At 58.5% G+C, this 19,960-nt stretch carries 18 protein-coding genes; 15 read left to right on the forward strand and 3 right to left on the reverse strand.

What is annotated here, in order from left to right:
* Nucleotides 1–202 precede the first annotated feature (202 nt).
* Nucleotides 203–1,921 carry a PAS domain S-box protein gene (locus ACYG9R_RS19990; protein WP_023824741.1) on the forward strand — a complete coding sequence of 573 codons (1,719 nt, stop codon included), beginning with the start codon at nt 203–205 and terminating at the stop codon, nt 1,919–1,921.
* Nucleotides 1,922–2,022: 101 nt separating this feature from the next.
* Here ACYG9R_RS19990 and ACYG9R_RS19995 read toward each other — a convergent pair whose 3' ends face one another.
* Nucleotides 2,023–2,700, reverse strand: a complete 678-nt coding sequence (locus ACYG9R_RS19995; protein ID WP_023670902.1) for a LuxR C-terminal-related transcriptional regulator — start codon at nt 2,698–2,700, stop codon at nt 2,023–2,025.
* A gap of 634 nt (nt 2,701–3,334) precedes the next feature.
* On the opposite strand from ACYG9R_RS19995, the gene ACYG9R_RS20000 reads away from it, so the two are divergent.
* The 9 genes from ACYG9R_RS20000 (at nt 3,335) to ACYG9R_RS20040 (ending at nt 13,903) form a co-directional block, all read left to right on the forward strand.
* Nucleotides 3,335–4,063 carry a nucleotidyltransferase family protein gene (locus tag ACYG9R_RS20000; RefSeq protein WP_023681041.1) on the forward strand — a complete coding sequence of 243 codons (729 nt, stop codon included), beginning with the start codon at nt 3,335–3,337 and terminating at the stop codon, nt 4,061–4,063.
* 49 nt (nt 4,064–4,112) lie between these two features.
* Nucleotides 4,113–5,264 carry a DegT/DnrJ/EryC1/StrS family aminotransferase gene (locus ACYG9R_RS20005; RefSeq protein ID WP_023824742.1) on the forward strand — a complete coding sequence of 384 codons (1,152 nt, stop codon included), beginning with the start codon at nt 4,113–4,115 and terminating at the stop codon, nt 5,262–5,264.
* A complete protein-coding gene (locus ACYG9R_RS20010) occupies nt 5,261–5,935 on the forward strand; it encodes a sugar transferase (protein ID WP_023824743.1) in 675 nt (224 codons plus the stop codon). The genes ACYG9R_RS20005 and ACYG9R_RS20010 overlap by 4 nt, the downstream gene beginning before the upstream one ends.
* A gap of 44 nt (nt 5,936–5,979) precedes the next feature.
* Nucleotides 5,980–6,984 carry an SDR family NAD(P)-dependent oxidoreductase gene (locus ACYG9R_RS20015; RefSeq protein ID WP_023711226.1) on the forward strand — a complete coding sequence of 335 codons (1,005 nt, stop codon included), beginning with the start codon at nt 5,980–5,982 and terminating at the stop codon, nt 6,982–6,984.
* Complete coding sequence (locus ACYG9R_RS20020) at nt 6,981–8,258, forward strand: hypothetical protein (RefSeq protein ID WP_023824744.1); 1,278 nt, start codon at nt 6,981–6,983, stop codon at nt 8,256–8,258. The genes ACYG9R_RS20015 and ACYG9R_RS20020 overlap by 4 nt, the downstream gene beginning before the upstream one ends.
* The gene (locus ACYG9R_RS20025) at nt 8,245–9,504 is read left to right on the forward strand and encodes a polysaccharide biosynthesis/export family protein (protein ID WP_023824745.1); all 1,260 of its coding nucleotides are present in this window, start codon (nt 8,245–8,247) and stop codon (nt 9,502–9,504) included. Before ACYG9R_RS20020 ends, ACYG9R_RS20025 begins: the two co-directional genes overlap by 14 nt.
* A 70-nt stretch (nt 9,505–9,574) precedes the next feature.
* Nucleotides 9,575–10,489 (forward strand): class I SAM-dependent methyltransferase, encoded by a 915-nt coding sequence (locus ACYG9R_RS20030; RefSeq protein WP_245260104.1) that lies wholly within the window; start codon nt 9,575–9,577, stop codon nt 10,487–10,489.
* 334 nt (nt 10,490–10,823) lie between these two features.
* Nucleotides 10,824–12,536, forward strand: coding sequence for a type I secretion system permease/ATPase (locus ACYG9R_RS20035; RefSeq protein WP_023824747.1), 1,713 nt, complete (start codon nt 10,824–10,826; stop codon nt 12,534–12,536).
* A 71-nt stretch (nt 12,537–12,607) separates the two neighbouring features.
* Nucleotides 12,608–13,903, forward strand: coding sequence for an HlyD family type I secretion periplasmic adaptor subunit (locus tag ACYG9R_RS20040; protein ID WP_348528062.1), 1,296 nt, complete (start codon nt 12,608–12,610; stop codon nt 13,901–13,903).
* Between the two features lie 289 nt (nt 13,904–14,192).
* Here ACYG9R_RS20040 and ACYG9R_RS20045 read toward each other — a convergent pair whose 3' ends face one another.
* Complete coding sequence (locus tag ACYG9R_RS20045; protein ID WP_023824748.1) at nt 14,193–15,623, reverse strand: coiled-coil domain-containing protein; 1,431 nt, start codon at nt 15,621–15,623, stop codon at nt 14,193–14,195.
* A gap of 714 nt (nt 15,624–16,337) precedes the next feature.
* Between ACYG9R_RS20045 and ACYG9R_RS20050 the strand changes: the two genes are divergently transcribed.
* Entirely contained in the window at nt 16,338–16,562 is a 225-nt protein-coding gene (locus ACYG9R_RS20050; RefSeq protein WP_196813616.1) for a hypothetical protein, read from the forward strand.
* 547 nt (nt 16,563–17,109) lie between these two features.
* On the opposite strand, the gene ACYG9R_RS20055 is transcribed toward ACYG9R_RS20050, so the two are convergent.
* On the reverse strand, nt 17,110–17,622 hold the full coding sequence (locus tag ACYG9R_RS20055) for a response regulator (RefSeq protein WP_023753040.1): 513 nt from the start codon (nt 17,620–17,622) through the stop codon (nt 17,110–17,112).
* Nucleotides 17,623–17,801: 179 nt separating this feature from the next.
* Here ACYG9R_RS20055 and ACYG9R_RS20060 point away from each other — a divergent pair, with 179 nt between their 5' ends.
* The 4 genes from ACYG9R_RS20060 (at nt 17,802) to ACYG9R_RS20075 (ending at nt 19,066) form a co-directional block, all read left to right on the forward strand.
* Nucleotides 17,802–18,098 (forward strand): hypothetical protein, encoded by a 297-nt coding sequence (locus tag ACYG9R_RS20060; RefSeq protein WP_023824749.1) that lies wholly within the window; start codon nt 17,802–17,804, stop codon nt 18,096–18,098.
* A complete protein-coding gene (locus ACYG9R_RS20065) occupies nt 18,085–18,318 on the forward strand; it encodes a hypothetical protein (RefSeq protein ID WP_023670915.1) in 234 nt (77 codons plus the stop codon). The genes ACYG9R_RS20060 and ACYG9R_RS20065 overlap by 14 nt, the downstream gene beginning before the upstream one ends.
* Before the next feature lie 98 nt (nt 18,319–18,416).
* Entirely contained in the window at nt 18,417–18,686 is a 270-nt protein-coding gene (locus tag ACYG9R_RS20070) for a hypothetical protein (protein WP_023824750.1), read from the forward strand.
* 203 nt (nt 18,687–18,889) lie between these two features.
* On the forward strand, nt 18,890–19,066 hold the full coding sequence (locus ACYG9R_RS20075; RefSeq protein ID WP_155929682.1) for a hypothetical protein: 177 nt from the start codon (nt 18,890–18,892) through the stop codon (nt 19,064–19,066).
* Nucleotides 19,067–19,960: the final 894 nt, after the last annotated feature.

Raw genomic sequence — 19,960 nt, forward strand, 5'->3', positions numbered from 1 at the left:
TGCTTCAACTTGAATTTCCACATACTGCGAGAAATCTGCGAATGGTTTTTCCGCAGCGTCTCTTGGATATATCTTTCTGAAGAGCGCTCCTGACACCATGATTTTATTCGCCGGCAAAGTCATGGCAATCGGGCATTGGGATTAGGTGCCACCCCTTCGGCCTAGTCTCGACGGACTAGACCGAAAGTTGTAGTCTTTGCGCATGGGTTCGGACCTGCGCTGGCTCAAATCGAATGTGTCGAGCACTACGTGGGCTCATCTAGCTTCGCTTTTGGTGTTTGCAGCATCGATAGCATTCGAGGCGATAAGTACGGTATATGGCGGCCAGCCGTTGCCGCTTGTTGCGTTTATCCCCATAACCGTTGTCATCGTGTATCTTGAGGGCCGTTTTGTTGCCATCGCAGCAACGCTTCTGATGGCGGTCGCCGGCTTGTGGATGCGACACCTGTTGGACGGTCACCTCACTGGTGGAGACTGGACCGGGGCCGTCTTCCTTCTGGGTTCGGGTAGCCTGATCGCAGCTGTGTTCCACCGCCTGCGACAAGATCTGCATGGTGCGCTCAGGGTGGCAGAAGCGAGGCTCGGTGCCATCGACGCTGCCGCCTTGGGCTTTGCTAATACCAATCGCCATGGCGAACTGCTGCAGTCGAATAGACGGCTTTTGGAGATGACCGGCTACGCGCACAAGGAACTTGCCCAACTCAAGCTGGAGGAACTCATTGTCCCCGACGATCGAGGTACTGTGCGGAAACTTTTGGAAGATTTGGGCAATGGGACCGCGTCTGCTACGGATATCCGCGTTTTGCGCAAGGATGGCACGGCATTCTGGGCTCACCTGGCCCTGTCTTCGTCGCGGCCGGAAGAGGCGCCAAATGAGAGCGTATTCGCGGTGATTGACGATATTTCCGAGCGACAAGCGGCACGCGAGGCCCTTCGGGCTCAGAAGGAATGGCTCGATCTCGCCGTATCTGCCGGGCGCCTGGGCACATGGCAAATAGACATTGAGGATGGGACAGTCGCCGGCTCCGGCAAGTTCTGGGACATCCTTGGTCTGCCTCCGGCCCCAGTCCGCCGCTTGGAAGAACTCTCGGCCGTAATCCATCCCGTCGACTGGCCGAAGTTGTCCGCCTCGGCAAAGCCTTCATCGGCATTGAACTTTGACGTCGAGATTCGCGTCCGGCAAGTGGATGGTCACACACGCTGGATTGCATTGCGTGGACGGCAGGAAGAGCACGGCGACCGCAAAATGCGCATCGGGGTGGCGGCGGATCTGACCGAACGTCGACAAACAACTTTGCTTCGCGCCGCCGTAAAGAGACGCGAGCGCATAATGCGCGAAGAGCGCCATCGGTTCAGCAATGTGTTTCCAGTGATTAGAGCTCTGGTCAACATGATCGATATTCCCGACAATGATGTTGCCAAATACAAGGAGATGTTGATCGATTGGATTCGAACACTGGAGGCGACCCATCGCATCCTTTCTCGTCATGCCAACCTGTCAGGGATGCTCCATGAACTCGTGGACCGGGAATTGCAGCCCTTCAAGGAGACACGCGACATTACGATCAGTGGACCTTCCCTCACTGTGCCAAGCGGCGCCGCCGAGGGCTTGGCGATGATCCTTCACGAGTTGACGACAAACTCGGTGAAACATGGTGCGCTGGGTGACCCGAATGGCAAGGTCGAAGTTAAGTGGCGATTTGCATCCGAGGACGAAGGTGACGACCTCGTGTTCGATTGGGTGGAATCGGGCCGACGGAAGAGTTCAAAAGTCGTACGCCGCGGGTTCGGGTCACTGATAATCGGTGTGGACAGCACGCCGCTTGTCGGGCATTCCCCGAATATGGAAATAACCGAAGATGGCCTTCGATATTCGCTGCGTGTATCGCGCAAAGAAATTGAGGAATTTGGATTGCAATAGAGCCCCTCCAAGTCGAAGCCGAATTGGCCAATTAACCGATGGTGTGGGCCCTTTGCTGCGATTTCCTGCAAGCAAACTCGGGCCGGTTCGAGGGGCATACGTCAACTCGCCTGTCTCGTCAGCCAGCTTTGGAGCAACACAGCTGCTTCGGTACGGTTTCTAACCCCAAGCTCACGCAGCACGGCTGCGGCATGGATTTTCGTTGTCGCCTCGGCAATGTCCAGATTACGGGCAATCTCCTTATTCGAGTACCCCTCTGCCATCAGCTTGAGGACGTCCTTCTGTCTAGACGTCAGCCTAGCGACGTCGCCCGAGCCCTCGTGCCGGCGGCTGGGATTTTGAACCGGAGGTGGGGGGGCATGCGATCTCTGGTCGGCAGACGTTCGAGATAGCAGAGATGGCACATAGATCCGGCCAGCGAGGATTTCGTTTACAGCCAGCACGACTTCTTCGTCGCTCTGCGATTTGACGATATACCCGTGAAGTCCGATCGAAAGCGCGGTCAGTATCTCCGAGCGGGAATCATCCCCGGAAACGATCGCAAAGCGAGTGTCAGGATAGGCAGCCATAAAGTCGCTGAGCACTTCCTGATGGAACAGCCCAGGCATGTTCAGATCGAGGATCGCAAGATCGATGGAAGCCTGCTCCTCTAGAAGATTGACCGCGGCATCGAAACACGAAGCTTCGAATATTTCGGCGCTTGGAATTCCAGCCATGAGAGCCAGCCGGAGACCACGCCGATATAAGCCGTGATCGTCGGCAATGACGATCCGAGCCATGCAACTACCCCAACGCGTTACTCGGTTCCCGACGAGAAAACCCGCTGGAACCTCCCATTCGCCTATGATCGACAATCCGTGGTGGTCCTAAAATGGCGGCCATCCACTGGTCAACGCATCACAGTGATGTCCGCAGCGTCCCATCCACGCACATCCAGAACGTCTAATATAATACTAAATTGCGAAGCTCATCCATAGATTTTTAACCCTGGCGTGCGGTGCCCGTCCGCAAAACGATGCCGGTTTCCCATTTCTGGGTCCAAAGCCAGCTGTTCAGGACCATCGTAATCATGTGACATCTGTTATGTCGCCACCCGCTGTCGCCGGACCTGTAGGCCGGTCCGCCCCTGGCGGATCGCAGCTTTCTTGAAAGCAATTGCTTTCGTTTTATCGGCGTCATGATCAGTGCCCAATCGCGCTTCTATCGGCTGTTGATCTCGTGGCCATCTAATACCTTGAACGTTTTGAATCCCTACCATTCGAATGCACGACGACAGCCGCCCCGGCTGTCACATACCTTTTCGCATATGATGTTCGGATTGCCGCCGAGGTTTGGCCGGATTTGAGGGTGTGCCCTGGCCGGACAATGGAACACCGATCCCGAACAAAGCCAACTGCAGATCAGGAGGATCGAATGAAAGCGGTGATTCAATGTGGTGGGATGGGTACGCGCCTTCGACCGTTTACATCGGTCCTGCCGAAACCATTAATGCCGATAGGGGCCAGGCCTGTTCTTGAGTTGCTTTTGAAGTGGCTGCGGCGCAACGGCATTGAAGAGGTATATATTACGACAGGGTATCTAGGACATTTGATCCGGAGCGTCTGCGGCGACGGATCGCAATGGAACTTGAAGATCAAATATACCCAGGAAATGGAGCCACTCGGCACCGTCGGACCTCTCTCTCTGATTAGGGATGAACTGAACGAAACATTTGTCGTTCTGAACGGCGATGTCCTCACAGATCTAAGCCTGAGCCGGTTTGTAGCCGCGCACCGCTTGCATAGGGATCCCGTTACGATCGCCACGGCGTGCCGTCATATCAAGATGGACTTCGGGGTCATCGACGAGATCGACAATACCGTCCAGCTCTTCCGGGAAAAGCCGACGCTTTCCCATCTCGTCAGCATGGGTATTTACTGCATGAACCCAGATGTCCTGCGGTTCATTCCGTCCGGGATCCCATTTGGGTTCGATGACCTGATGCTGCAGATGATGCAGGGCGGCACGACCGTGCATGTTTACAAGCATGACGGTCTTTGGCTCGACATCGGTCGTGTCGATGACTTCCAGAATGCACAGGCAATTGCCTGGGAAGATCAGTCGTCCTCAATCGAGGTCGCGGCTGCCGCTGCAGCCGCATGAAAGTCTGATGCAGAGGTCTAGCCACTAACAAGGCTTTCAGGAGGTCAAGATGCTCTTGGTGAGCGCCCCGATCCTAGGCGTGCCAGAGAAGGCAGCCCTGTCGCAGGTGATTGATAGCGGCTGGCTTACGATGGGGGACAGGGTACGAGAGTTCGAACAGGCCTTTGCCAGCATGCATGGCGCGCGAGATTGCGTCGCGGTTGGTTCCTGCACCGCAGCGCTCCATCTTCTCCTCCATGCTTTGGGCATCGGCCCTGGCGACGAAGTACTGGTTCCTTCGCTGACGTTCGTGGCGACGGCGAATGCGGTGCTGTATGTAGGGGCGACGCCGGTCTTCGTCGACATCGAGTCCGTCGACGTGCCGTTGATCTCGGTTGCGGAAGCCGAAGCGCGGTGCACGACGCGCACGAAAGCGGTCATTCTCGTTCACTTCGCCGGGTATCTCGCCGATCGGGAACAATGGCAGCGGTTCGCCCGGCTTCGCGGGCTGCATATCATCGAGGACGCTGCGCACGCGCCCGGGCTTAGGGAAGTCGGGACCTTCGGCGCCGCGGCCGCGTTCAGCTTCTATGGCAACAAGAACATGACAACGGCCGAAGGGGGCGCCGTGATTGCACGTGACCCCGATCTGCTCGACAGGGTTCGCCTGGCCCGCGGGCACGGAATGACCACGGGGACGCATCAGCGGCTGAACAGTCGTACGCCGCAATATGATGTCACGATGCTCGGGTTCAACTACCGAATGGACGAGATGCGAGCGGCAATAGGGCTGGTTCAGTTGCAGAACCTGCAAGAGTGGAACGAAATCAGGCGTATCATAGCTGTCTTGTACCGACGCCTGATCGCGGACCGTTGCCCAGCCATTGTCATTCCATTTAGCGAACCCCGGACGTCGGCTTACCACATCATGCCGATCGTCCTGCCGCGCTACGCGAGCCGGCAGGATGTCATCGACGAGCTGCGGACACAGGGCATACAGACCACCATCCACTACCCGCCGGTGCACCAAATGACGTTCTACCGCGAGCGCCTTCCCGGCGTGAGTTTGCCCCGAACAGAGGATTTCGCTGAGCGAGAGCTCACAATTCCGCTGCACCCCCAGATCACTTCCGCCGCCGCCGAATCAGTCGTGGCTGCCCTGGCAGCCGCGCTCAAAACAGGCGCGCTCAAAGCAGGCGCCCAAAGAGGAACTGCTGCATGAATGCGTTAGACCCTGCCTTTCACCGGATGTTCGTTCCCAATCCTGATCACGGCTTTGCGAGACGCGCAATCGATCTTGCGGTGGCGGGCATCGCTACCGTCGCATTGGCGCCATTGATGCTGCTGATCGCCGGAGCGCTTCTGCTCGAGGGCGGTGGCTCGATCTTGTTCGCTCAGACCCGCATCGGGGCCGGCGGCCGAACCTTCCGCATGTACAAATTTCGCAAATTCGGTGTGAACTGCGGCTCTCAAGGCCTTGCGCTGACGGTCGTGGGCGATACACGCATGACCACCGTTGGCCGCTTTCTCGCAGCGACGAAGCTGGACGAACTACCGCAGCTGTGGAATGTCCTCAAAGGCGAAATGGCGATCGTCGGCCCACGGCCCGAGAGCCTGGCTTTCGCCGATTGTTTCCGGGGCGAGCTTAGGGCCGTGCTGCAATACAAGCCAGGCCTGCTGGGACCAGCCCAGGTCGTTTTTCGGCACGAAGCGCATTACTTCCCCCAATCCGTAGATCCGATCGTGTTCTACCGGGAGGTCATGTTCCCCGCCAAGGCAACACTGGACCTCTCATATTATCCGCGACGCACCATCGTCTCCGACCTCGCGTGGATGGTGCGGGGAGTGCTGGCAGTGGTCGGTTGGGTTCCGGTACCGCCGATCGACATTTGAATATCCAAGGGAAGCGTTCCAAACAGCCAAAGGAATGCGCAGTGATGAGCTACAATGGAAAGAAAGTCCTGGTGACCGGCGCGGACGGATTCATCGGTTCGCATGTCACGGAGGCGCTTGTTCGCAACGGGGCAGATGTCACAGCCCTTGCCCTTTACAATTCCTTCGACAGCCATGGATGGCTAGACGATCTGCCGGACACCATCCGCAGCCAGTTGAGGCTCGTCCGTGGTGACGTCCGCGACAGTGCGTTCCTTAACCGGATCATGCGCGGCCAAGCCGCGGTTTTTCATCTGGCGGCGCTTATTGCGATTCCATACTCCTACGCCGCTGCCCAGTCCTATGTGGAAACCAACATCTTAGGCACGGTGAATGTCCTCGAAGCGGCGCGCCTGTGGGAGACGGAGCGGGTGATCCATACCTCGACGAGCGAGGTCTATGGAACTGCCCAAACCATGCCGATCGGCGAAACACACCCCCTGCAGGGACAGTCACCGTATTCGGCGTCCAAAATCGGCGCCGACATGATGGCGGAGTCCTACGCCAGGTCGTTCGATGTCCCTGTGGTCATCATGCGACCCTTCAACACGTATGGCCCGCGCCAGAGTGAACGCGCCATCGTGCCGACCATTATCCGGCAGGTCCTCGACCCGAAATGTCCTGCAATCATGATCGGGGATACCAGCCCGATCCGCGACCTGACCTATGTCGAAGATACCGCGACAGCGTTCCTGACCGCAGGTCTCGCCCAGCTCGAGTTCGGCCACGCCTACAACGCTGGCAGCCAACGCGCTGCGACCGTCTCGGACGTATTGGCCATTGTTCTTGAGTTGACCGATTGCAAAAAGCCGGTCCGTCGTGATGAAAGGCGCCTGAGGCCGCAAAATTCCGAAGTTCGCGCCTTGCTCGCCGACTCCTCGCGCTTTGAACGCGAGACTGGATGGCGGACACAGACCAGCCTGCGCGATGGGCTGGAGCGAACAATCACGTGGTGGCGCGAGCGCCTTAGTGAAGGCCGGGTACGGCGCGAAGTGGGTTACATGACATGACCCTGGGCGGCCGTCATGCGTTGGCGCTGTTGCTGGCTGCCGGTGCCATATCTCCCAACATCTACGTTGCCGGTGGCCGTCAAAGCAAGGCAGCGGAGGCGGCGGCCACTGCGGTCCTGAACAACCTGCCGGGCTATGTGCGCGAAACAAGGGATCCTTGGTCTGGCATGGTTTTCGCACGGATCACCAGACCGGGCGTTCTCGGCCGGGCGGGTGTATGCGGGAAGAAGTACTGCACCCACCGTTACTCAAGCGCACAGGCTTGGAATGCCGACCAGAGCCTGCTCCTGATCGCGAATGGCTGCGGTGGCCTGTGCTTTCTCGACGGACAAACCTACTTGCCTTTGTTCCACCGCAACCGCGCTACCGAATGCGAATGGCATCCCACTGATCCCGAGTTGATGATCTGCGTCGGGGGCCGGCAGATTGCGACATGGGCGCCACGTACCGATCATGAGGACGTCGTGTTTGCCTCCGCAGCGTACTCCAACCTCAAATTTGGACCCAACAAAGGCAATCCGAGCCGCGACGGCAGCCGGATTGCGGTGCGTGCAACGAACAATGACGGCAGAGCGGTGGTCTTTGGCTACGATCTAAAGCAACGGCGGAAATTCCCGGATATCGATCTTGCCGAATTACCGGGAACAACCGGCTCCTGCTCGATCTCACCACTCGGAATCAACATAGTGTGTTCCCAGCAATTACCGGACGGAATCGAAGCGAGTTTCGTCTTCTCCATAGACGGCATATTGCGCCAGAAGTGGATGGAGCACCATCGACCGGGCCATGGCGACATGACGGTCGATTCCGACGGAAGCGAAATCTATGTCGGGATCAGCAAATCGGATCCTGACAAATATCAGGTGATCAAGCGCCGCTTGGCTGATGGCAAGGCTACCTCGCTGATGAAATATGGCGAGGCCATGCATGCGTCACTCAGGTCGCTCGGCAGGCCCGGCTGGGTGTTTCTGAGTTATGGCGGCACGCCAGCCGAACTATCGCAGCATCCCGACTGGGCGCCTTACGCTCAGCAAGTCATTGCGCTGCGTCTAGACGGCAGTGGAGAGGTCCGCCGTGTCGCAGACACGCACAACGCGCCCTTCGACTACTGGAGCGAGACGCATGCCTCTCCGTCTCCAGACGGCACCCAGGTGGTCTGGTCCAGCAACTGGGGCGTGCCCGGTGGCCCGGTATACGATTTCGTTAGTCGTGTTGAATGGCCTTTGAAGCCGGTGTTCGACCGGAAGGAGATTGTCGCAAATGACCTTCAGTAGACGATACGTTCTTGGCGCAGTCGTGATGATGTCGCTAACCTCGATGGCTTGCGCAGGCGAGGTCGAGCCCTATCAACTCTCACCTGGCGATACGGTCGAGATAGGAATAGCGCCGATCCCTGATCGGACGCAGCGCGCCGTAGTCCAGATGGATGGCAATATCGCCCTTCCGGAGGCTGGAATGATCATGGTCGCAGGCCTGACGGCGTCCCAATTGCAAAGGCGCATGCAAGAGGTCTTGCCAAGCAAGATTTTTCACGTGCGTCTGACTGATGGGCGGGAGCAGACAGTTACTGTCGAGCCCGACGATGTCACAGCGATCATAGCGGACTATCGCCCGATCTATGTAACGGGCGATGTGCTCACCCCGGGACAACAGGCCTACCGTCCGCTCATGACTGTACGGCAGGCGCTGGCCGTTTCCGGCGGCTTCAGTCTTTTGCGATCACGGGCGGGCCAGGCCGGGCCTGATCCGGTCGATCTCAAGCGCGATTACGAAATGCTCTGGGGAGATTACACGAAAGAATACCTTCACGCCGCCCGCATTCGCGCCGAGCTTCAGGGCCAGGCGGATTTCGACAAGAAGACACCACAGGGATCACCTCTTTCGCCGAGCGTTGTAGCCGCGATGGCTCAGGCTGAAGCAGAGGCGCTGAAGGTTGCGCTGAGTGATTTCCGGCAAGAGCAGGATTTTCTGGAGAAGGGCCGGACGGACGCTGCCGAGCAAATTGGCGTTTTGCAGAAACGCGAACGAGTCGAGGGCGAGAGCGTGAAGGCGGATGAGCAAGATTTGGCGCGAGTGACGAAGGCATTCGATGCAGGCAATCTGACCAACACCCGGCTCGCGGATGTCAGGCGCGCGTTGCTTCTGTCTTCAAGCGGCGCGCTTCAAACCTCGGTCGAACTGATGAGGGCGCGGCGCCAGCAGGAGGACTTTGTCAGACAGCACGAACGCAACGACAATCAAAGGAGGATTGGCCTGCTGACGGATCTGAAGGACACCAACGCCCGGCTGGCGGATGTCACCGCCAGGCTCCATGCCGCCAGCGAGAAGCTGCAGCCGACCGGAGCATCCACACAGCCATTGCCGATTGCCGGCGAAACGGTACGGGCCCAGGTGACCATTGTGCGCAAGATCGGCAATGAATGGCGCAAGCTGTTGGCTGACGAAGATGCGATTGTGCTGCCGGGGGATACTCTCGAAGCCAGATTCAGCAGTGAACTGCAAAGTGTGGCAGTCCAATAGGGCGTCAGCGCAGTCCGTGCGGAGCTTACTGTTCTATCGGGGGGGCAACCCAACTGAACGGAGATCCAAGGTGAGGCGCATTTTCAACCAGGGAGCGACCCTGACACCCTCAACGAACGCGGATCAGATGACGCAGTCTGCAAGTTATGCTTCCCATATGCCGTCAGCGCGAATTGTGCGGTCCAGGTCGCGCGCCGGTGAGTCCGGAAATTGGCATGAATTTACGTCCAGCAAGGAGAGCAATGCGCAGGGCGGCTGGGTGTCGGACGGCTACAGGACCAGCCATTGCGCGCCCGGCTACGGCCTACATTACAACAAAACGCACAGTTCCGGCTATTATGGCGCGCTTTGGGAGAACATCGAAAAGCCCCTGATCCTCGACGTTCTTCGCCCCTTGAGCGGAGCGAGCCGAAACTGCCTCGATTTCGCATGCGGAACAGGTCGCATCGCCGAGGTAGCCGCCGGCCTCTTCAGCGAGGTGGTTGGCGCCGACGTTTCCAGAACTATGCTCGACAGCGCTCAAGTACCGCCCAATGTGAGTTTGCGTCACGTCGACGTGACAAGGGAGCAGTTGGGTATGACGTTCGATGTGGTAACCGCATTTCGTTTTTTCCTGAACGCAGAGGATGAACTGAAATGGCATGCACTGAAAGCGATCAATGAGCACCTGAAAGATGGCGGGCGGCTTGTGTGCAACGTTCACATGAATGCGACGTCGCCCGTCGGCCTGGCGTGCCGGCTGCTCAATCGAGTGTCTGGACGCACAATTCGCCACACGCTGAGCGCGGCGAGGTTCAAGGCCCTCCTGACTGCCTCGGGATTCACCGTCGAGCAGACGATACCGTACGGTTACCTGCCTCGGCCGGGAAACCTGTTGCCAGGGTTCTGTGAAATGATGATGCAGCCTGTCGAGAAGGCCTGCAGAAGGCTTTGCGTTCCTGGCCAGCTGGCGCAACACTTCCTGGTTGTTGCGAGGAAGCGCTAAATCCCGAGAAAGCCCCGAAAACGGCAGGCAGCGGTTTTCTTGGGGTGGCTCGCCCTGCATGAAACCCCGTCTAAATACGGTGGAACGGCAGTTTTCCCCCGATTTGACATGTGGGTTCCGGGTTTCTAAGGGCAGCGCCACGATTTTGCTACATTTTGACTAAAGTCCAATCATGTTAGTGGGGCGTAATATTAGAAGGCTAAGGGGATACGCTCCTGAACAGCAAGAGATTGTCCGTGCCCAGTGGGGCCAGTGAGCTTGCGCAACGATCTCTCACGGGAGGTCGAAACCCATGAACCCTGGTGGAAGGAGTTCGTCGGATCTGCGAGGCGCAATGCTTGGGACCGTGCCTGGCCTGGTAGGCGTCGGCGTATTCTCGGCAGTCATAAACCTTCTCGCCCTGACCGGCTCGGTCTATATGCTGCAAATTTACGATCGCGTTTTACCTTCGCAGAGCGTTCCGACGCTTGTCGGGTTCACCATCGGAATGCTGGGTCTTTACGCTGTCTACGGGCTGCTGGATTTCGTGCGGCTGCGCCTGCTGGTTCGAGTGGGCAATCGTGTCCATAGGAATTTGAAGCAGAGGGTGTTCGGCCTCTCGCTGTCCTTGCCGCTCATTGGCGGGCAGGATGCGAACCGGATACAGCCCCTCCGTGATCTCGATCAGCTACGCGGCTTCCTTTCCGGAATGGGGCCGACTGTCATCTTCGACGCTCCGTGGATTCCATTTTACCTGCTGATCATCTATTTCCTGCATCCCGCGCTCGGTCTGTTGTCCACAAGCGGTGCGATCATTGTCGTGCTGCTCACGGTCATGGCGGAAGTTCTTGGCCGCACATCGGTGACACGCGCGTCCGAGACGCTGGTGTCGCAGCGCAATCTCGCCGAATCCGGACGCCGCAACGCGGAGGTCGTACGCGCGATGGGCCTTTCCGCACGGCTTGCCCACCGCTGGGGCGAGATCAATAACGCATATCTGAGGCACCAAGAGAAGCTTTCCGACGTCGTCGGCGCCACCGGGGCACTCTCTAGGGCACTGCGTTTGGCCTTGCAGTCCTGCGTTCTTGGACTGGGTGCCTACCTGGTGATAGGAGGCGAAGCCTCGCCAGGTGTGATCATCGCATCCTCCATCTTGCTGGGCCGCTCATTGGCTCCTGTTGACGCCGCTATCGCGAACTGGCGAGGCTTCGCCGCGTTCCGGCAAAGCTATTCGCAACTGGCAACGGCCCTGGCCGCTTTTCCTGACCGGGACGAACATATGGAACTTCCGCGCCCCCAAGCGGAGCTTGCGGTCGAGGACCTGACTATAGCGCCACCGGGCCAGCAAAAACCGACGGTAGCCAATGTCAGCTTCCGCCTGGCTGCAGGGACGGGAATGGCCGTTGTCGGCCCGAGCGGTTCTGGCAAAAGCACGCTTGTGCGCGCGCTGGTGGGCGTCTGGCAGCCACTTCGCGGCACGGTGAGGCTGGACGACGCCTCGCTTGACCAATGGGACCAAGAACGTCTTGGCGCACATATTGGCTACCTGCCCCAGGACGTCGAACTGTTTGATGGAACGGTTGCCGATAACATTTCGCGATTTGGCGGGAAGGGCGACGCCAAGGGCGTGCTTGCAGCTGCCAAGGCAGCGGGCGTCGACAAAATGATCCTGCGATTGCCGAACGGTTTTCAAACTCGCATGGGCGAGGGAGGAACAGCGTTGTCGGCTGGACAGCGGCAACTCGTAGGGCTTGCCAGGGCACTTTACGGCGATCCGTTTCTCGTCGTTCTGGACGAGCCGAATTCAAATCTGGACGTCGATGGCGATACCGCCTTGGCCGGCGCGATCCTGGCAGTGCGCAGACGTGGAGGCATCGTCATCGTAGTTGCGCACCGTCCTTCTGCCCTTACCAACATCGACAGGGTACTCGTAATGTCCAATGGGATGCTTCACGCCTTCGGCTCACGCGAGGAGGTCCTGGCCAACGTCATCCGCCCCTTTGCTGCGCCTGTTGAACGCCCGGCAGCGGCCGTCGCGATGCACAAAGGGGTGAGCGGTCATGCATGAGGGATATTTTTTTGTCTGAGGCGACGATGGCTCCATCGGCCCCGATCGGCAATGGGAGCCGGCGCAACGCGATGATTTCGGGCACGCGCGATGGAATCAGGGCCAACCTGATCCTGGGGGCGGCGGTCACGGTTACGTTAATTGCCGGCGGCGGGCTCTGGCTCGGTCTGACCAAGATTGCTGGCGCGGTAATTGCGCCTGCGACCGTGGTGGTCGAGAGCAACATAAAGAAGGTCCAGCATCTGACGGGCGGCACGATAGGGGGCATCTTCGCGCAAGATGGGGACCATGTACGGGCCGGCGATGTGATGGCACGGTTGGACGACACACTGACACGGGCCAATCTGCAGATAATTAGCAAGGATCTTGATCGGGCAACGGTTCGGCTTGTGCGGCTGGAGGCAGAGCGGCAAGGCCTGTCGGAGATGCAGCTTCCGTTCAGCCTTCAAGCGCGAATGGGCGAGCCGGAGCTGGCTGCGCTGGTGAACGGCGAGCGCACGCTGTTCGACAGCCGCGCTACGGCCCTCAACGGGCAGAAGGCACAGTTGCAAAGCCGCTCAAAGCAACTCGAACGCCAAGTTGAGGGCCTCAAGGCGCAACAGACCGCGGAAGAACAATCCGTGGTCCTGCTGGATGGCGATCTTGTCGATGTACAGGCGCTTTTTACAAAGAAGCTGGTGTCCAAAGAGCGACTTAGCAACATCAGACTGGATGCCACCCGGGCGCACGGAGAATCAGGGCGCCTCGCGGCGGCGGTTGCCGAGGCGCAGGCCAGGATCAGCGAGACCGAACTGCAGATACTTCAGCTCGATGAACAAAGGCGTAGTGACGTAACGAGCGAACTTCGTGAAACGGAAGCCAAGCAGACCGAACTCAGCGAGCGCAAGGTTGTGGCGCAGGACGAACTGGCCAAAACCACCATCCGCGCTCCGCAATCGGGAACGGTACAGGAATCTTCCATTCACACGATCGGCGGCGTGATTGCCGCGGGCGAAGTTCTGATGATGATCGTCCCTGACACCGGCAACCTTGTGGTCGACGCGCTGATTGCGCCGTCGCGCATAGATGACGTTCGTCCAGGTCAGCGGGTCTCGATCCGGTTTCCGGCTTTCGACGCCGGTACCACGCCTGCCTGCCAAGGGTCTGTCAAGCGCATCTCGGCGGACCTGATAAAAGATCAACAGCGCCAGCTTTCTTATTTCTCGGCGCGCATCAATGTCGAAGACAAGTCCACATGTCTGACCGATGCCAAAGTGCTCAAACCCGGTATGCCAGCGGAGGTTCACATAAGTACGGACGAACACAGCGTCTGGTCTTATCTGCTGAAGCCACTTACCGACCAGATGTCGAGGGCTTTCCGGCAATGACATGGCGGCTGTGGGCGGTCGACCGCGGGCACACTGCAGGCGTGCTTGCTGACATACTGGCTGGTAGGCGACGTGATGCCGGACAGGGGTGACGCCGGCGGACGACGCGCGAGCTCGTCTGGGACATTGTCCCGGCTACAAGGCCCCAACAGGATTTTCCTGGCCGCCTCACCAAGTCCTGCTCCGACAACAGCGTTAGCGTCCTGTCATCTTTTGCGCAACAAAGAGCGCATACCGTTCCACGATCATCGACAGGGGCAATTGCCTCACGAGGAGAGGTTCTTTGCCCCTACGACGCGGCGAGGGCCCTCCGGCGGACACGGCGTGCGGCATGCACCGTTCGGTCTGCAGTCACCGCTACATTTGCCACGTCAGATGTATGCGGCAAGGCGTTCGCGCTTCCATGCGACCTCTTGTAGGGCAGCAATTCCCTGACCCGAGCATTGACCGAGGCAATTTCGACCCGCAAGTCCTCACATTCCTGCCGTCTCACATCGAGTTCAATCTGATCGGATGCCTGCTGCATGGACAGTTGTGCAAAATCTGCGGTGATCTTGGAAAGGTTCACCTTGTTGGTTTCGGCCTCCTCAGCGAGTGCGGCCAACCTTTCGTCAGTCACCTGTTTTTCCGCTAGGGCGTCGCTCCATTGTAGCTGGAGCCTGGCGATCTCGGCCGCGGCCTCGTTGTTTGCGATTGAGGCGAGTTCGAAGCGCGATTGGAGGCTTTGAACTTCTGAGCGCAATCCTCGGTTCTCAGCCTGGCAGCGTTTAAGCTCGCCATCCATGTCCGCCTGCATAATCCTGGCTGCTTCGGTCACCTCCCATAACTTCGCCTGCGCAACCTCGAGTGAGGTGTGCAATTTGATTGCCTCTTTTTCGCTCTTGCCGAGCGCACTCAGCATTTCGGAATTTCGCGCAGCTTCGTTGGCATGGATCGTGGAGAAGGCATCCAGCCTATGCCGTGCCTCTTCCTCCCGCTTCATGGCCTTTTCCAGGTCAATAGACAGGCTCACATTCTTTTCACGCAGCTGTTTGTTCTCTCGGGAGCGCCTGTCGGCCTCGACATTTGCGGCGGCAAGCATGTTCGTGAGGTCGCCAAATTCCGCTTCGTTCTTTGTGGTGGTGTTCGCCGCTTCGACCAGCTCCAGCCTTGCCGCGGCCAATGCGCCACGGAGCACTTTGCACTCCTGAACAAGGCTTGCCTGGCGCTGCTGCAATGTCTCGACCGTGCCCTGACGCTCACAGTACCGTCTGTTCAGGTCATTGAGTGTTTCCGACAAGCTCCTTTGATCTGCGATCAGATTTTGATTCGCCAACTCCAGTTCGTTGGCACGGAGAATGTCCGCGTGAAGGATGTGAAAAAACTCGAACGTCAGTTGACATGTGCTTGTAATTTCGGAGATTTTTGCGTTGATCTCCTCGAAATGGAGCTTGGCATCGTGGAACAAGCCGTTAAACGAGCTCACGGCAGCAATTCGGCTCTGCGTGTGTGAGGTCAGCCGATGTGCTGGTATCGGCGAGCTATCATCGTCGTCGCCGGCACCGCCCTCACTCCATACGCTGTCATCCTGTTCGTTGTTGTCGCCTGCCATGTTTGGCACGTCGGCGACATCCTCCAAATCGAGGCACTGGTCGACAGCGTTAGCCAAGTCAGCTTCGAGATCGTCGAACGACCTCTCCACATTGTCCTCGGCGCGTCTGATCAAATCCCTGAACTTCATGACTTCATCCCCTGCAGCCGCATGCCCGGAACCATTGAGGCACGAGGACTGAGATGCTTTTGTATCGAGAGCTCAACTCAGCGTCTTCGTTCAATCAAACGATGCCAGGGCGCCGGCGCCGCGAGGAGCCGAGAGCTGCGATTGGAAGGCCCTACATCGGTCTAGGTGCCTGCTGACTTATTCTTGAGGACTGCGCGGCTCCCCTTCTTGCCATCGTCTTGGCGTCAATGGTGTGTTGCCTGGGCACATTAACGCTCAGGTGCAGAAGCCCCGACGAACGGCCCGGCACAGCCTCTTGTGGGGCGCATCAGGCGGCCGGGCCTAACCGGCGGTTGAGTGTTTTGGTTTGCCGGCTGACTCACCATGCGACATTGGCGAGGCAAGCGCATCATTCGAACGAATTGGGGACCGGCCGCCTGGCCGCTCAATCACACTAAGCTTCCGTTGCCGGAGCTGGCGACGAGGTGCTTTGCCTCGAGCATTGGTATCTACATACGAAGCGGCAATACGCGCCGATGGAGCAGTGGTCCGACCCGTCAAACTATCGCTGCAAAATGCGCGGCGGAAGGCATCCGAGGATATTCTCCGTTCAGCGGTAGGAGATCGAACGCGGGCGATCTTGCTGAATTCCCCAAACAATCCCGGCGGATATGTATTCGGCAAGGAGGATCATTGCCACATTTGCCGAGCGGCACAATCTATGGATCATCAGCGATGAGGTTTACCGCAGCACAATATTCAACGGCGAGTTCCTCTCAACAGCATCTGCAGGCTAGGATGGACGCTTGGGCCGGTCTTGGCATCAGTTTGGAAAATCTTGCGCAATGCATGTTTTTCGGATCGCCGACCTGTATTCAGGATGCCGCAGCGGTGGCTCTCGATGAGGCGGTGACGAAGAGATGCGGTTTTCTCAAGCGAACTGCAGCGCTGCATCGTTGATTACGCACGTGGCGCTCCCCTCAAGATAGGTGGTTACCATTCTCGCGCTGCCGGTGAGCATTGGAGTCCGCACTGTGTTGGACGTGCGCTCATGCGTCGGGAAATTTCTTATAGACAGGGGAGGGTCTGTCAGGCTGGAAAATCACAAGCTGCCCCGCGAATGAGGAAGCAAAAAAGGTGCAAGACCAGATCGATTCTTCCGGGCAACTCGGTCCTCGCATCATCGCCGATCAGCGGCCGTACCGTCGAGAACCAAAATGCGCACGATCTCAGCCGGTCGGCTTCGACCAAAACATGCGGACTACCGGACGGGGACAGTCGGTGCCGCGTCCCGTCCTGTGGCCGGCGCTATGCTGACGCTCCTACGGTATCCCGTTCACCGCGGCAGGAGGGCGAATTTCCTCCGTCCTGCGCGGGACAACCGTCCACTGTTGCGGCCGCACGCAGGACTGCGGCTTATACGCCGTTCTTCCTTTGAGCGGCGTCCAGTTCGCAGGGCTAAATCACCATTGGTATGCAGACGAGCCTCTCGGCGTCTGGACAGAGATCAATTGCGCTTTGCACCAGGGTTCCTGGATCGTAAGCTCCAAACACGCTGCAGTCGCCTGATATGGTCCACTACGTTGGCCGGCTCATACGGCTTCGCAAGGTGCGGGCCTTCCTGACAAAGGTCGCCCGCCGCGATCGCAGTTCGTTCTACTGCGGCAGAAAGCACTATTTTGACCTCGGGCTTGTTCTCGCGAACCCACTTCGACAGTTGGAACCCGTTCATGTTGCCCGGCAGGTCAACGTCACACAAGACGGTGTCCACACCGAACTCCGCATAGTTCAACGCTTGTTGCGCCTCACGTGCGAAATGAGCCTCAATCACCCTGTAGCCACAGTGGCGGAGATAGTCCGCGATGACGCATCGGGCGATGACGTCGCCGTCAACCACGAGGATCGTTTGGCTCTGTTGGTTCGGGGCTTCCATTGACGGAGAACGGTCAGCAACCGGCAGGGTTCCACGCATCATGACCTGCGCGGGATGCCGACCGAAGATCGCGGCGAGATCCTGCACGAAATGATCCCTGCCGGCGGGCGCATTCAATTCAGCGGAGCGATGCCGCACTGGTGACGCCGTTTGCCACCTGGTCGACGAGACGGGCTAGAAGGCATGGTCTCGAAGCTCGAGGGCAGTCCATATCGCAGCGGCAAACGAGCGCTTGGCGCAAGATCAAGTGCTTTGAGGAAAAGGAAATGCAAATCATCGGTGCACAGCGCGAGCGCGGCAAAGCTACCCAGGTGATCATGGCTGAAAAGGCCTCTACAAAGGCGGCGCACTCGTCAACTTCAATGCCGATGAGCGGCAAGCGCTTTGGGATCGTGTCCAGGGCAAGGTTGGCGGCCCCGGTCCCGAAGGGACATAAAAAGGAAAAGGCCGAGTGGCTGAAGCCCGGACTGGTTGGCTGGGTCGAGACCCTCAAAGGCGAAGAGAAGCTGCGGCACGCAAGGCTGCTGGATTTCCGGGAGGATGATGCAAATGGCCATGCCTAAGAAAGATCAGGAACGCGCCACCTACGCCTGGATGTACGGCGCCCAAGCGCGCAAGGATGGCAAGGAGCGTGAGGTGCCAGCTTACTGGCAGGAACATGCCGACGCGTGGCTGCAGGGCTTTGACGGTGTGGCGATGGACGGTTTTGGCAAGACCAAAACCGTCAACAACGAGATGGAGGCCGAGGTCGACGAAGCTGCCGTCGAGCGCCCCGACGAATAGCCATTTTGCCGTATGCCGTATGGTTGTTTTTAATTGGAGAAGGGTTTCGTTGGGCCTATAAAGATTGCGTTTACCATTGCCTTTTTAGGGAGAATGCGATGGTTGCAACGCCCATAGAAATCGCTCAAGCCGCTACTGCGACTACGGCCACCTTGCTGAAGTGGCAGAAGTCCATGGAGGAACGCGCCACGTTTCGCCAGAACATGGATCAATCGCGCAGGGCGATTCAAGCCTCACGCGATCTGCTGAAGCGCCTTCGCCAACGTCATCGCGACGACATGGCGGAAAGTTCGGAAATGCCAACCCGTCTACTGTGCCGATATCGCAACGCGCCGGCAGCTAGCGGGAGGCGACCAGAGCCGATGTGAAGGAGAAAGTTTCAGTGGGCTGTTCCTGGGGTCGGCAACGAAGTTTAAGCCTTGTCAACCAGCGACTTTTTTCGCCCGCGTGGAAGCGCCACATGTCTTTCGACAAGGCGCACGTGCTCGGCCTCGACAGGGAGACGACGCCGGATGATGAGAGTATGCGATCATGCTAATGTCTGCGAACCATGCGAATGAAGGAAAGCCGCGTGGCAGTGCCAATCAACGACGTTGAGACCAAGGTCGGCGGGTGCGATCAGGTTCGGACCATGATGACGGGCTGGTGGGCCTGCACATGGTGGTGGCTACCGCGCTACCGCCTTGCTTTGCGCCAGCCGGCGGCCCATGCCTCTGCCTCGCTGCACAGCCAGCGCTCGCTGTACTGAAACTGATCGTCGTCTTCCAGTAATGCTCCTGCACTGGACGTGATAAATCGCTCATCGGTACTGGTGGAAATGTTGCCCTTGATATCGCAGCTCCCCGCGCCGGCCGTGCGGGTGCCACTCAGCCAGCCAGCTGGGATGAGCCGGTCAGGGAACCATCACCAGCGCCGGCAGATATTGCCGTCGCCACATCCACCGGCCCTTTGCGTTCTTGCGCCAGCGGTCGGCCTGATCCGCACCTTGATGACGCTGGACTTTGCCCACGCCCTCTCCCCCGAGTGCAGAATGCTTCCAAAGCGGTAGCGAGTCCAGACCGGAACATTAGCGCCGACTAACGGTTATTTCGGCAGTGTTCCGAACCGTGATTGGTAGAGCGTTGGTGGGTTTCATCTTGTCTATTTTTCCGGCCTGACGGCAGACCAGCTGCTAGGCAGCGCCGTTTCTATGATAGTGTGTTTGCTGCTTTATCACGCTCTAGCTACGGACCCTTAACTGATGGTCCACTTCCCGGCTACCCGGCAATCGAAGGTCGCGCGACGTTCCCGACTTTTTCAGCATGATGAGAAGCGCCTCTAGGATTTGTTGTGCGCCCGTAGCCAGTGCCCATGCATTCGCGACGATCTCTTGCTGACGCTCTGTCATCCCGCCCTCCTGAAAATATGAGGTCGGAGCGTGCTTTAGAAAGCTTCGCCCCAGCAGGGGCGTGCTTGACGATTTCGGCGAACAGAAAAAGTCGCCGGCTCCGCCCGACCAGGCCGGGATGGTCGTTGGGAAATTTGTTGACGGCGCTCGTGTTCACCTCACGTCCAACGCGGTTGAACTGCAGCTGACCGTCGATGTCGTGGCTGAGAATGTCCTTGAGGCTGGTCCTTTGGTCCCCGGGTCCAGCCAGGCGTC

This window comes from Mesorhizobium sp. RSR565B, from assembly GCF_054719465.1.

What these genes read in the sequence shown, in the direction of transcription:
- ACYG9R_RS20050 (WP_196813616.1), top strand. Translation starts at nt 16,338, where the DNA reads ATGAGGTTTACCGCAGCACAATATTCAACGGCGAGTTCCTCTCAACAG.
- ACYG9R_RS20025 (WP_023824745.1), top strand. Translation starts at nt 8,245, where the DNA reads ATGACCTTCAGTAGACGATACGTTCTTGGCGCAGTCGTGATGATGTCG.
- ACYG9R_RS20060 (WP_023824749.1), top strand. Translation starts at nt 17,802, where the DNA reads ATGCAAATCATCGGTGCACAGCGCGAGCGCGGCAAAGCTACCCAGGTG.
- ACYG9R_RS19995 (WP_023670902.1), bottom strand. Translation starts at nt 2,700, where the DNA reads ATGGCTCGGATCGTCATTGCCGACGATCACGGCTTATATCGGCGTGGT.
- ACYG9R_RS20065 (WP_023670915.1), top strand. Translation starts at nt 18,085, where the DNA reads ATGGCCATGCCTAAGAAAGATCAGGAACGCGCCACCTACGCCTGGATG.
- ACYG9R_RS20010 (WP_023824743.1), top strand. Translation starts at nt 5,261, where the DNA reads ATGAATGCGTTAGACCCTGCCTTTCACCGGATGTTCGTTCCCAATCCT.
- ACYG9R_RS20035 (WP_023824747.1), top strand. Translation starts at nt 10,824, where the DNA reads ATGCTTGGGACCGTGCCTGGCCTGGTAGGCGTCGGCGTATTCTCGGCA.
- ACYG9R_RS19990 (WP_023824741.1), top strand. Translation starts at nt 203, where the DNA reads ATGGGTTCGGACCTGCGCTGGCTCAAATCGAATGTGTCGAGCACTACG.
- ACYG9R_RS20045 (WP_023824748.1), bottom strand. Translation starts at nt 15,623, where the DNA reads ATGAAGTTCAGGGATTTGATCAGACGCGCCGAGGACAATGTGGAGAGG.
- ACYG9R_RS20005 (WP_023824742.1), top strand. Translation starts at nt 4,113, where the DNA reads ATGCTCTTGGTGAGCGCCCCGATCCTAGGCGTGCCAGAGAAGGCAGCC.
- ACYG9R_RS20000 (WP_023681041.1), top strand. Translation starts at nt 3,335, where the DNA reads ATGAAAGCGGTGATTCAATGTGGTGGGATGGGTACGCGCCTTCGACCG.
- ACYG9R_RS20040 (WP_348528062.1), top strand. Translation starts at nt 12,608, where the DNA reads ATGATTTCGGGCACGCGCGATGGAATCAGGGCCAACCTGATCCTGGGG.
- ACYG9R_RS20015 (WP_023711226.1), top strand. Translation starts at nt 5,980, where the DNA reads ATGAGCTACAATGGAAAGAAAGTCCTGGTGACCGGCGCGGACGGATTC.
- ACYG9R_RS20020 (WP_023824744.1), top strand. Translation starts at nt 6,981, where the DNA reads ATGACCCTGGGCGGCCGTCATGCGTTGGCGCTGTTGCTGGCTGCCGGT.
- ACYG9R_RS20070 (WP_023824750.1), top strand. Translation starts at nt 18,417, where the DNA reads ATGGTTGCAACGCCCATAGAAATCGCTCAAGCCGCTACTGCGACTACG.